This is a genomic window from Paraburkholderia strydomiana (genome assembly GCF_031456815.1).
GTDB lineage: Bacteria > Pseudomonadota > Gammaproteobacteria > Burkholderiales > Burkholderiaceae > Paraburkholderia > Paraburkholderia caledonica.
This window is the reverse complement of the sequence record NZ_JAVDVL010000033.1, coordinates 1-12,555: the sequence shown is the minus strand read 5'-3', so window position 1 is coordinate 12,555 and position 12,555 is coordinate 1. Positions and strand designations below refer to the sequence as shown.

The following is a 12,555-nucleotide window of genomic DNA, read 5'->3' as shown; positions in this document are numbered from 1 at the left end:
GTGATGCCGCAGCATGCGCCACAACAGACAGCCGGGAGCAGGAAACCGGACATTTCTAATGAGCCAGAACCGGACATTACTAAAAAGCCCTGACATCCATTCCGTTGATAATAAAGATTATGTCAATTTCAGAATGGACAACCCAAGTGCTTCGCGCCGGCAAGTGGTCGTACGTAAAGTTGTCATGTAGGCTACCCACTCGCGTCCGGACAATAACAATGTGCGTTTTTGGCATATCGCGGATGGTCTTAGGTAGTTTTCGCGTTCCGGACGTTTCAAGCGCTTTGTGCTGATCCTATTACGTAGCCCGAGCTGACGCGTCCCAAGTTGAGTCGCATTGCGATATCCCTGCTCATTAGCGTTTAGTGGCGCCACCAGCGTGAATGCCGCCCGCTTGTCGACCAGGCTGGCGGCAGGAATAGTGCCAAACAGCAATTCGCAACTGGCCAACAGAAGAACGCAGCTGCGACTTTACTCCGGAAGAACACTGCCGCGGCACGAGGCTCAGCCATGCACCCAGATGCCGACCATTGCGGAACTGTCTGGCGTCGCCAACTGCTGCGACGATGGCCGTCGCGGTAATGGGGCCGATGCCGGGTATCTGGGCGACCTTGCGGCAGAGTGCCGATTGCCTCATGAACGAGTAGATGGATAGCTCGAAGAAGTGGGTGCGTTCTTCGATCGCGTGCAGGTGCTCAAGGAGTTCGGTCAGCAGCGTTTGGCAAAACGGGGTGAGCTCGTCTGCGCTGCTACGCAGCGGCTCCGGGACCGCACGCTTGAACGCTTCCGGTGACCGCGAGATCGCAAGACCGAGTTCGCCAACAAGCTCGCGCATCTGGTTGATCAGCGCGGTACGGTGGCGCAGCAGAATGGCACGCATGCGTTGCGCCGCCTACCGGCAAAAAGGAGTGAAAGCTACCACTGGGATCGTTAGCCCAATGCCAGTGGCGAATCGGCGGCTTATGCCACCGATTCGCATTGGACGGCGGCAAGAGCGACGCCGTCGCTTGTGCTGGCAAGTGTTCACGTCGCCACTGAGGGCGTGATTGTCTTGGGAGCGAGCCCTTGACTCCTGACCGCTGTTGCAAAAAAAGGGTTGGGAGCAGCCAATTCGCGCCTGGCGCTGAGCCGGAAGTCAACCCCCTCCCCCACGTTGTTGCTGCAGTCCGAACGTTCGAACGGTGCAGTAGCGAACGCGTTAAGCTGCGTAATGATGGGCCTCTACTTTCCAGAGATATGCGTCCACGCCACGCGAAATCTCCGTAAAGACGTCCGACGTTGTCGCATCGCCAAAATCGGCCGACGCGATGATGGCGTCCCGCACCTGCTGGCCGAACTTTGCAAGTGCACCTGCCACATGACGGACGTGATCCATTCCCTCCTTCAACTCCAGCGGATACGGTTCGAGCTTTGTGTTGTCTGCCACGTGCCGTACGCGACCGTCCGCCGTGCCACCCAGAGCGACGAGGCGCTCCGCACTCAAATCCGCCCATTCAACGGCGGCCGTATGAACATCATCAAACAGCAGATGCAGTGCAATAAAGTTCGGGCCTTGCACATTCCAGTGCGCCTGCTTCGCCTGTCGCTGAAGATCGATTGCGGCTACGAGCGATTGGCCCAATAGCTGTACGGACTTCTCGCGGATTTCGTTCGGCAGTGTGTTACGGGTTGGATGAAGCGACATGATGACCTCCATATTACGAACCGGGAATGACTTCCCGTGAGTTGCCTGTGGAATTATGCATCTTCGACGCGGCGCGTGTCGCCAAGCGATTGTTTCGGTTCTGCCGCATAAGCAGTCTTGATCAGCAACCGCGTGTGCGACGCAATCAACCTCGCATCTGGATCCAGCACCGCTTCGAGTGCAACTGGGCTCTCTCGCTGCACCCGTCTATCAGCGACTCATCGAATCGATCCGGCACCGCAACAGCCGCCAAATCAGCAGCGAGGCGGCGGTTGGCGTCTGGCGAAAACGCCCAATGCAGCGCCGCTCGCAGGTTGCCGAGCTCTGACTGCAATTTAGCCGGCACCGCGCACTGGACAGCGTGGGACCGCCGAAATATGACGCCATGGCACAAGAGGTCTTCGACGCGCGCGGCCACTTCCATGGCGACACGTGTCTTGCCAGTGCCACCCGAGCCGACCAGCGTAACCGTCTTTGCCGTGGAAACTGCGTCGACGATGTCGGAAATCGAGCCTTCGCGGCCAAACACTATTGCGGAGCGCATACGCGCTAAGTGGGTCAAACTCGGTCCGGAACCAGCCATTGCCCAAGCCGATGTTGCTACGGCGCTTCCCGGCGCAATGAGCCGATAGTCTCGAGCTGGAATCGTGCGGATCAGGTCGCGGTCACCGGCCAGAGCCTTCCGCAATGCAGCAAAGTGGACATCCACATTGTTTCGCTTTACCACGGAGTCCGGCCAGACGTGGCCCATCATCTCCTTCCCTGACAGGGTCGCGCCGTTGGCCTGAATGAGCAGTTCCAGTATGTGGAATGTCTGGCTGCTGATGCGGAAGAACTCGCCGCGGGAACGGATCCCGCGCCTGTGGGAAGATATCAGAAGCGGGCCGACCCGGATCATCTTAAGCTCTCTGCCCCGATGTGCAAACGGAGATGAATCGGCACTGCAGTGGTAGCCGCAAAGCGCTCATGCATAACGATTTGAACGTTATGCAGATTAAGTCTCGCCGTCTGAATCACGTTAAGTGAGGACTTGTTCCAGATTTGGGCCAGGTTCTCGCAACTGACGGAGGCCGTGTCCGCATATCATCCAATGATTCTCCCCAACGGCTCCAAGCAGCCCGCCCGTAACCAACGAGCCACGTCGCCCTACGACATATCCCGACCACATGTCCCATCTACGGCATAGGGATGCGCATGGGCGAGCCCTCCGCGCTTGCCCCGCTTCAATGAAAATTGTCCAGGTCCCCGTTTTTACGTTGGACGGAGCTAGCGTGAATATCGATTGCGTCCCTATCACGTCTGGGTGTCGGGCAACGTAAGGCTGATGTCATCAGCCGGATACGCGCCGGTCGGTATGGATCGCCGACGCGTCGTTCAAATGGTTGCAATTGAGAACTGGCGGAATTTTGTGGTTAGTCGGAGGACGCTCCGTGAGTGAAAGCGCCGCGGGCATCAAGATCCCAGGCAGCGGAGTGTCTCAGGCTGCGGCAATGTTTGCGATGGCCGCCGTGCCCGATATCCTTTATCGCCACCGCGTGCGCGTCTTCCCCTTCGCCGCACTCATAGGACAGCGTCGACAACTCGCCTACGCTTCTGATTTGGTCTACGTAACGGCGCTTTTTAACGACGTTCGACCGACCAGTATGAAAGTCACAGCGGCACTTCAAAGTGGACAGTGCGGACGCAGTGCAATCGTTTCTCTTGCGGTACGGCGCACATGACGCCGACATTGCCGAGGCGCGGCGCGCGATAGCCCTGCATACAACTTCGGTCTTGGACGCGGCTGAGGGAAGCATTCATTTACACTAACCGCTCGACCGGTACAGAATAAGGTGAACGATGAAACCAACTGTTGAAGAACGTTTGAGTTGCAAACTGGTGCGTGCACAGAAGGAATTTGAAGGAAAACAAGGACTCACATATGCTGTCGGAATTTCAGCTGATACCGTTGGCTCGGTCGGCATCAATCTACAGCTTGCAACCATCCCTCCGGGCGCGAGGGGGAAGGCTCATATGCATTCGGGCCATGAGACGGCCATCTATGCACTGACCGGGGTATCAAAGGTATGGTACGGCGCCCGACTGGATGAGCATGCCATCGTACGGCCGGGCGATTTCTTCTACATACCACCGGGAGTGCCACACCTGCCCTACAATGACTCCGATGACCCCGCCGTCGTAATAATCGCTCGGACCGACCCCGCCGACCAAGAGAGTGTCACAATGTTACCTTCACTTGATGGAGCGCCCCCGCATATTTGAGGACACGAGGGTCAGGCAAAAAATTGTTTGCGCGCTCATAATTGCTGTCGGAAGACGATCGATGATACGGTCTGTGAGGTCGTGGGTGCGTAACGGTCAAAGCTCACAGTCAAGTCGAGGCGACAGTCCGATTGGGTTGACCGACGCAAGAGGCCGAGCCTGTACGATAGGCCGCTTATTGCCAAGCTTCAGGAGCTGATTGCCGAGTTGCCCACATTCGGATGCCGTGTGCATGGGCGCTGCTCAGACGCCGATGCGACGCAATGAGCTCTCCACGCGTTTATCGCAAAACGGGTTTATCGCGTCGTGCGGGCCCACAACCTCCTGCCTGAACGCCGTCCTCGCCGAATCTCTCCAGGCCGCGAGACGACGGCAAGATCGGAATGGGCAGGAGCAATAATGCCCGTTGGTCCTGAAAGGACACTTCGAGGGGCGCGGGTGGCGTGGATTTCATCATCGCATCCCTATGCATCGCCGCCTATGGGTTTCTCGTCGCACAGCGACCTTAATAAAGGCAGTAAAAAACTCCGAATTCCGCAGTGCATCTCCCTTACCCACGGACTTACATCCCACGCGGCTCCCAAGCGCATGCAGCGCCACGTACCTGATTCGGTCGCAACGCTGCGCTGGCAAATGGCTGCCCATATCTCCAGGCGGCTACAAAGATGCCCGTACTGCTGCGCAACTCCACATGTTTTTGCGACACAGTAGTATTAGAAGTAGGTTCGTCAAAATCCCGCTCGCTTTACCCCGGAGTGCGCAGCGATGCACCGCTCTGACTCGGACGCATCGATCCACCAAGGAAAGAACTCACGCGGGTCGTCGAATGAATTTGCGATCGATGAGGCCAACGATGCATGCTCACCTGCCGCAGCGAGTACTTTCAAAATGTGTGCGGGACGTGGCATTAGCATGGTGTTGGTCCACTGGACGACATATTGCGCGTAGTCCCAATAGCGCTCAAACGTGTTCAGCATCCAGTCGGCAGAGAAAGGCCCGTCGCCGTGTCGGAGGATCGAATCTAGGTAAATCTCGCAACACTTGGCGGCACTATTCGCGCCCTGCCCCGTAATTGGATCGTTCAGAACTACCGAATCCGCCATGCCGAGAACGTGTCGTCCAGAGGGAAGCGTTGCGACCGGCTGACGCACGCAGGGGGTAAAGCGTCCAGACAAGGTCGCGTATTCATCGGTGAGTTGAACATTTGAACAACGAGCGTACTCCCAAGGTAAATACGTCTTCAGGAGCGCACGCGAGCGCTCGAGATGCTGCTTCGGCGACGGCATGTCATTGAAGCAATCCATAGGCCCGCCCGGAATGCCCTCGAACATCACGATATGACATGGTCCACTCACGGTCAGCGCCGGAAACACGACGCACTCGCCGACTCCCGGGACGATACTAAACGCGACTCGCGAAAAATCTTCTGTCGGCTCCAGCCCATGAAGGTAGGTACATGCCAACGTGCGCTGAGGTTGGTGAAATTGGGTACGCCGCGGGTCCGGAAGAAATAAGTCGGCAACCGAACCTTTGCCTGCTGATACCAGCACCAAGTCATGCGACGCCGTGAGCGACTCGAGGTCGGGGACCCCCGCCTCGCGCAATTCTACCTCCGCGCCTCGACTCCGTGCGTCGTTCAACCAAACCGACATCTTGATCCGCTGATCCACCGACATCGCGGGTCGATTCAGCCGAGCGGCCCAATCGATGACCTTTCTTCCCGGCTGTTCAGGGTGTGCCACGGCAAGGCCAATGCCGTCTACAGTTGGGCACGTACTGTCCCAGCAGCGAGACCCAAGGTCTCGTTCGATTCGCAAAGCCTCACCGAACATGCATTGGCTGGACATTACTCTGCCACGTACGATGGCATCGCTGTCGCGGTTCGTTACCAAAGTCACGCGGTAACCGCGATCGAGCAAACCGAGCGCCATCAGCAAACCCGACTGTCCCGCACCGACAATGGCGACACTGCAATTCCCAGATTCCGACGTCGGCTGGCTCCGACTAGATTTGTACTGTAGCAAGCTTTTCACCTCAAAGGATTACGCAAACCGCTTTTGCGGACCCACGACGTTTACCGCAAATCTGCTTGTGGATAGATCAAAGGCAAATCCCCCACGATGTTCTAGAACAGGTATGACGTTCGATCTATTCCGTTACTTGAGCTTTGTCTAGGCGGGCATTTCGTTGGGCGGAACGTGGAATTGCAGTTGATCTCACGCACGACATTCATGGAGGGGAAGCTTGTGAGAGACCGGTATCCCTACGGTTCAGCGCACTTCGTCTCAGCGATGAGGCGAATCAACGATGTGATGCTTGCGAAGGGCTCGTGCCGTTGGCAAGACCGGCGTCATCGCGACGCTTAATGCTGTGCTCGAGCCAGTGCGGTGAAAGTCGCATGCTGAGTTCTTCGGGCCCCGCTGCCGTGAGACGGTAGGGCTACCCACTACGCAACGCGGATCAATGTCTCTCCCTCGGGTCTCAATACAACACGCAGACTCGGGCCAAACCCGTGTGCGATGGCCCTTTACGAATCAGCTTGTGTGGAAACTGGTTTTTCGCGGCTATGCGAGCGATTGCCGATACGTGTCGTTTTTCGCTACGTAGATAAAGTCGGCCTTCGTAAACAGACCTTTTTTCCGGGATGCCGATGTGAGCGGTTCGGGAACATACGCGCTGATGCCATTCAGATCGCATGCCCTTATCTCCGGCCCGCTGAAGTAACCGCGGTCCCCAACAATCTTCAGCTTCGATCTGCCCATCGCGCGCTTCGCGGATATTGCCATTTTGCTGAGTTGTCCATGATCGTCGCCGACATTGGTTACTTCGTGTTCAACGGTCAGATGATGTTTCGTATCAACTGCTGCCTGGACGTTGTAGCCCACTATGCCGGAGCCTCTTCCACTCGTTGCCATCGAGCGTGCGTCCGGATCCGTCAGCGACAACTGCTTGTCCGGCTGCTCTTCCAGTTGCCTGCCGATCTGCTTGAGCTCACGCATCTGCTGGCGCAGCACGGCGATCTTCTCTTAGAGCCTGACCGTCTTTACATCGAACCCGGTGGGACTGGTGCGGTGTGCACTTTCAATCAGATCGAGATATCGCTGCACGTTTTCCTCGATCTGCTTCTGACGCTTGTCGATCTTGCTTGCCGTGTAGTTCCTGTGGCGAGTGTTTGATGCCTTGAACTTGCTACCGTCGATAGCCACCATGTCTCTGGATAGCAGTTTAAGCCCGCGACACAGTTCGACGAAACGCCGGCATACCTTGCGGATCGCCGCGCCGCTGTCACGGCGGAAGTCCGCGATCGTCTTGAAGTCCGGAGCGAGCCGTCCTGTCAGCCACATCAGCTCAACATTGCGTTGGCATTCGCGCTCAAGCCTCCGGCTCGACGGTACCGGTTCAGATAGCCGTAGGTGTAGATCTTCACCACCACGCCATGATGGTAAGACGTCCGGCCCGTGAGCGCCGGTATAGTACCGTTGAAACCGAGTTCTGCGAGATCAAGTTCGTCGACGAAGGCATCGATTACTCTCACCAGATTGTCCCGCCCGACGTAGTCATCGACACATTCGGAAAGTAGTGCGACCTGCTTGCGGTCATCGCCTTCAACGAATCGCTTCATGAGTCACCTGGTCTCAGCGCGTTGATTCAGTTAGGGCGATCAATGCGTTTTCACACAAGCCGGAATGTATGGTGACGCAGCGCAAGCTGGTTTCGGAAGTTTAAAGATCGCGAAAGCGCTGGCTACAGTCTCAAGCGTTGCGAGGCGGTCACCCGTTATCTCGATGACGGGCACCTGCCCATAGATAACAAGTGGATAGAAAACTATAACTAGGGCCATCGGCCGAGCGAACTGTCTGTTCGCCGGCTCACTACGGGCAGGCCAACGCGCTGCCGCTATCATGAACCTGATAAGGCCGGCATAACTTGACGGGCATGACCCGCACGCCCAGCTGAACGACGTCCTCATGCGGCTGTCGACCCACAGGGCAAGCGACATCGCTGCATTACTGCCACATCGCTGGCGTCCGCCTTTAACGGTCAGCTAGCGCAATCCCTCAACGCGGGTTCTCGCGCCGACGGGCCTACGGCTCGAGCAGGCGCAAGAGCCTCAACTCTTCGAAATCAAGTTCGGCTTCTATCCGATGCAGGACCGCATCGTCGATGTGACCAGCATCCTTGAGTTGCAAAAGCTCTCTGCGTGAAACGCTCACCATCTCGAGTTCCAGGCGCAGTTGTCGTGCTCTGACATCCACCTGTTCGGCTCCCTCGCGATAGGCTCGTTCGTTGTTGCCTACGCGAACCTTGTATTCGTCAAGGAGACGCTCGATCGCTACGTCGTCAATGTTCTTGCTGCTCGCCTTTCTCGTTGATAGCTCCTGCAAGGCTGCGTTGAAAGTTTTCGACCTTGCCTCCAGTTCAGACATCGTTGGACGCCGTACTACACGAATGCGAATGAGGCGAATCAGAACGGAGAGTGTCCCGCCCTGAATGACCAACGTGGATATGATGAGTGCGAACGCGCTAAAGACGATGAGGTCTCGCGCCGGAAAGCCGTTGGGCAACGCCAGTGCAGCTACAAGGGTGACTACTCCCCGAATACCCGCCCATGAAAGGACAGCAGCCTCGCGAAGTGACCAGGCCCGAATCGCGTGAGCTCCCTTGAGCAGTTGCCCCGGAAGGTACATCGTGAAGCCAACCCATATCAGTCTCGCAGCGAACGTTGCGACGATGGCGGGTATTGCCATCTTCAGTCCATCGACAAGCAACGTATCCTGCTGTCGCATGCGGACCATGATGCCTCGCAGTGCAAGTCCGATAAGGATGAAAACCAGAGAGTTGAGGATGAACTCCGCGGCTTCCCACGTGGCCTTCGCTTTCAGTCGCATCGCCGCGGCGAAAATCCGATGCTGGCAAATTCCCAATATCAGTCCGCACGTAACGACCGAAAGCACGCCAGAGCCACCCATTTTCTCAGCCACAGCGTAACTCGCCCACGCCATAATGAAAGTCACCGTGATGCCGATAGCCACGTCGTCGACTTTGGCGATCAACCATGCCATCAACGCTCCATTGAGCGCCCCGACTGCAATCCCGATGGCACTTAGCGAGACTAAAAGTGTGCCGCCGCTAGCCACGGTGATATTGACGTCTGATGCGGACAGAACGGCTATCTGGTACAACAACAGGCCGGACGCATCATTGACGAGGCTTTCCCCTTCGAGCGTCGTGACCAGCCTGCCCGGGAGGCGATTCCGCTGGAGTATGGCCTTGGCCGCAACTGCATCAGGCGGAGACACGATGGCCCCCAAAGCAAAGCACGCGCTCCACGGCAAGGATGGATTGACCAGGTGCACGACGGCCGCGACGACGACAGTAGTAAACACCACTGCCCCCAGCGCCAGCGAAACGATCGGACCGACTTCGTAGCGAAAGTCGTCCCATGCCGTATAGAACGCGCTGGACATCAGCAGCGGCGGAAGGACTGCTGCCAGCACAAGACCGGGGTCGATCTCAAGAGAAGGCCCTCCGACTAGAGCGGCGCAGCACCCACCGACCAGGAGTACCAGCGCGCGAGGACATGCCACGAAGTCGGCAACCCGTGTCAGTACGCAGGCACTCGCCAACAGCCCAAGCAGGTAGTAGAAGGATTGGACGTTATTCATGGACAATTTCGAGCACGGGTATCGGTCGCACCGCGCTACCAGCCATACTTCAACTCCAGCCCGACATAGTCGGAGTTGCTGGCGCCCAGTTCGCGGATGGAGTTGCCAACCCGAAAATGAACAGCCTCGACGGATGCAATGAGATTGGCCGCCACCGTCCAGTCAGCACGTATTTGTGCGTAGGTGCCAGTCCATCTCGTGCCGTGACCCGCTGTACCTGGCACGACCGCATTGCCCTGCTGATAAACGGCATCGTTCGTGCTCATCCGCCATTGCAATCCCACGGCAAACAACAAGGCCAGTTTGCTGGACGGCTTGAGCATGATCGAGGGCTTCACGTGGATGAGATTTGCATACCCCGTGTAGCCCGCCAACGTGAAGTAATAGCCGTTCGGGAAAAGCGGATTGAAGGTCTCGACGCGGCCGTCGTTCAAATGGCGGTCACCGGATGCAGCATCAACCTGCAAACCGAACCGCGGCTTCCAGGGAGAATCGAGCGTATAGCCAAACAGCGAGCCAACCGCCCATGCAGCAATCGTCTTGTCGCCGACGTGGCCCGTTTGGTACATCGACTCCACGTCCCAATCTGTGGCCGCAATTTTCCCCGTATATCGCAGGTCAAATACATTGCGATGCTCATCGCCTTGCGCATCAAGGAACTGCGCACCGGCACGGGTATAAAGCGAATAATATCCAGATAGGTCTCCAGGCCCAACGCCCTGACGTTCGAAACGCACGCCGCTAAAGGTCAAATGGCGATTCGACGTGTCGTCGAATGCTGAGACATCGCGGTACTGAACCGGCCGCGTCGCGTAGCCGATGAACCGCCACTTCCCCTGCTCGTAGTCCGCCCATAATGCATCGTATGCCTGCCGCACGTTTGGACCGTCACGCACAGAGATAAATCTCTGCAAGTCGAAGGCCATTTCCTGCCTCCCGATGCGCAACTTTATCGTTCCCGGGCCGAGCGGACTCACCCAGGCAACGAACGCCTGCTCCAAATCGAGCGGATTTTTGTCTGTCGTCTTCACCTGGTCCTTACCGAAGGCTCTTGCGTCCTCGAGCTGGACAAAAAATTGCAGGTATTGGCCGATGCGGGCGTCAGCATGAACTTGCGCTCGCTGAATCACGTAGCTATCGGAGCCTGCCAAGCCTAGCCCGAAAAGCGGTGTCCCGCTGAACTCGAAGCGCTCGCGTAAATTTGCACCGAGCGAAATATATGAATAGGGGTTGCTCCCGAGTGGGACATATTTAAGGCCGTCGAGTGGCTTGCGCGGTACGCAGGGATTCCTGAGAACGGACCAGTCTTCCTGCCAGCGATTGAACATGACGACCGGTCGCCTGGAGTCACACGTCTCTTTCGGTGTGCCAGTCTGCTGAGACGGTTGCATCCCGCTTTCCGCCTGCGTCTTCTCGCTGAGCCCGAGCACAAGCGCGGCAACGGCAAACCCTATAAGTGCCGCGAGCCTCATCGCACGGGACCTCCCACCCTGTGAGACGCTCCTGGTGACACTCCGAACACGAGGAGAGCGCTGGAGAATGTTCAAGAGACAGCATTACCTACCGCGTTCCGGTGCATCCATGCTCGCATTGCCAACCAGGCGAGCGCCATTGTCGGAAGCAGAAGAGCCCAGAACCCCAAAAATTTGTACGCAAGAGCGCCCACGGTGGCGCCTACCGCAAACGCTATGATTGCCGGAAGCATTTTGACGATACGCGCTCGTGCCACAGCCTTTACATCTTCCCCAACGCGCGGCGAGCAAAGGTCTAGCGCGTCGAGAATGACCTGGGTGACATTGCCGGTCATGACAGTGTTCGGCACACCGGGCCGGGCAACGAGGCGGCTGTGAGCATTCTGGACGCCCATCGCAATTGCTCCAATCATTCCACACGCCACCACGGGCCAACTTTCAGGGTTGAATCCGGGCCTGAGATTGACGCCGGAAATGCAAAATGCCAGAAGCAGAAGCGCCTGGACGGCGTAAAGCAGGCACGCGCCACGCATCGGGGTCTCAGGCTTGCGGCCACGGATGATAAGGCTGCTTAGCGCAACTCCAAGAATGAACGCTGGGAATGCCATCAACTTCAGGAAGATGCCCTGCCCATACCCTGCGACGGCAGCGCCAATAAGCACGAAGTTTCCCGTCACGTGCGCCGTGAAAAGCCCGAACAGAGAGACGAAGCTGAGGGTGTCGACATACCCCGCGGTTGCCGAGAGCAGATTGTCGTCATTCATAAATAGCGAACTCTCTGAAGAAGCGTTAGTCAGGAAAGCCTCTCGTCTATCGGCACTCTATCCTCGTCGTGACGCTCCCCTACTTCTCAATTGCATGAATCTCGGCAATGTATCCCCCCGGGAACTGGACGATGGCAGATTCTCTCTGGTCCGCTTTGAAAGGCTTTACGAGAACCACGACACCAGCGGCCTGCGCCTTTTTTAAAGTGCCATCAAAGTCCTTTACTTCGTACCCGGTCATCTCGTGGCCATACGGGTACGGCAGATGCCCGTCGGTTACGAAGACGGCCATGTTGCCGAAGCCCGACGTCAGCCGAACGAGCCGGAAGGTATCGTTCGGGCGTCCGATCTGAACGCCCGGCGCACGCCGGTTGTCAGACAGAATCTTCCCGTTCGAGAACGCCATCCAGTTCTTGATAAGGGCGTCAGCCCTTCCCGGCGAAACGTATACCCTGTTCTCGGGAACGGTCTCGAGCGGCTCATAGTTCGGAGCCTGCGTATGCCAGTAGAGCTGCATGTGCACACCTCCCGGCCACGCAATGACTGCATCGCGACCAATAGGGTCAGGGAACGTATCGACCACGACATCGGCACCGTGTGCCTTCGCCCACCTCACCGCACCGTCCATGTCTGTGACGAGATAGCCCGTACGTTCATCACCGAAGGGATACGGAACGGGCGTCTTGAATCCGAACACCGAAATAGTA

General features: G+C 57.4%; 9 protein-coding genes and 4 pseudogenes. 4 read left to right on the top strand and 9 right to left on the bottom strand.

Translation table 11 applies throughout. The features are described 5' to 3' along the window. Nucleotides 1–460: 460 nt before the first annotated feature. The 3 genes and pseudogenes from J2W46_RS34560 to J2W46_RS34105 form a co-directional block, all read right to left on the bottom strand. Nucleotides 461–625 (bottom strand): annotated as a pseudogene (locus J2W46_RS34560) (transposase); the annotation flags it as partial. Between the two features lie 573 nt (nt 626–1,198). Next, the gene (gene dps, locus J2W46_RS34110) at nt 1,199–1,696 is read right to left on the bottom strand and encodes a DNA starvation/stationary phase protection protein Dps (protein ID WP_310360375.1); all 498 of its coding nucleotides are present in this window, start codon (nt 1,694–1,696) and stop codon (nt 1,199–1,201) included. Between the two features lie 133 nt (nt 1,697–1,829). Beyond that, complete coding sequence (locus J2W46_RS34105; protein WP_310360372.1) at nt 1,830–2,582, bottom strand: winged helix-turn-helix domain-containing protein; 753 nt, start codon at nt 2,580–2,582, stop codon at nt 1,830–1,832. A gap of 532 nt (nt 2,583–3,114) precedes the next feature. Between J2W46_RS34105 and J2W46_RS34100 the strand changes: the two genes are divergently transcribed. From J2W46_RS34100 to J2W46_RS34090, 3 genes and pseudogenes are all read left to right on the top strand, one after another. Then, on the top strand, nt 3,115–3,405 hold the full coding sequence (locus J2W46_RS34100) for a hypothetical protein (RefSeq protein ID WP_310360370.1): 291 nt from the start codon (nt 3,115–3,117) through the stop codon (nt 3,403–3,405). 118 nt (nt 3,406–3,523) lie between these two features. Next, nucleotides 3,524–3,946 (top strand): cupin domain-containing protein, encoded by a 423-nt coding sequence (locus J2W46_RS34095; protein ID WP_310360367.1) that lies wholly within the window; start codon nt 3,524–3,526, stop codon nt 3,944–3,946. 418 nt (nt 3,947–4,364) lie between these two features. Then, nucleotides 4,365–4,554, top strand: a pseudogene (locus tag J2W46_RS34090) (IS701 family transposase); the annotation flags it as partial. A gap of 120 nt (nt 4,555–4,674) precedes the next feature. On the opposite strand, the gene J2W46_RS34085 reads toward J2W46_RS34090, so the two are convergent. After that, complete coding sequence (locus J2W46_RS34085) at nt 4,675–5,877, bottom strand: styrene monooxygenase/indole monooxygenase family protein (protein ID WP_310360378.1); 1,203 nt, start codon at nt 5,875–5,877, stop codon at nt 4,675–4,677. Between the two features lie 648 nt (nt 5,878–6,525). Beyond that, nucleotides 6,526–7,568: pseudogene (locus J2W46_RS34080) on the bottom strand (IS1182 family transposase); the annotation flags it as partial. 123 nt (nt 7,569–7,691) lie between these two features. Between J2W46_RS34080 and J2W46_RS34075 the strand changes: the two are divergent. Beyond that, a pseudogene (locus tag J2W46_RS34075) lies at nt 7,692–7,995 on the top strand (IS66 family transposase); the annotation flags it as partial. A 36-nt stretch (nt 7,996–8,031) separates the two neighbouring features. Here J2W46_RS34075 and J2W46_RS34070 read toward each other — a convergent pair. The 4 genes from J2W46_RS34070 to J2W46_RS34055 form a co-directional block, all read right to left on the bottom strand. Continuing rightward, on the bottom strand, nt 8,032–9,612 hold the full coding sequence (locus J2W46_RS34070) for a Na+/H+ antiporter (RefSeq protein WP_310360364.1): 1,581 nt from the start codon (nt 9,610–9,612) through the stop codon (nt 8,032–8,034). Nucleotides 9,613–9,647: 35 nt separating this feature from the next. After that, the gene (locus J2W46_RS34065; protein WP_310360361.1) at nt 9,648–11,084 is read right to left on the bottom strand and encodes an alginate export family protein; all 1,437 of its coding nucleotides are present in this window, start codon (nt 11,082–11,084) and stop codon (nt 9,648–9,650) included. Nucleotides 11,085–11,155: 71 nt separating this feature from the next. Next, nucleotides 11,156–11,848, bottom strand: a complete 693-nt coding sequence (locus J2W46_RS34060; RefSeq protein WP_310360358.1) for a YoaK family protein — start codon at nt 11,846–11,848, stop codon at nt 11,156–11,158. A gap of 79 nt (nt 11,849–11,927) precedes the next feature. After that, nucleotides 11,928–12,555 (bottom strand): glyoxalase (locus tag J2W46_RS34055; protein WP_310360354.1); only part of this gene is annotated, 628 nt, incomplete at its 5' end.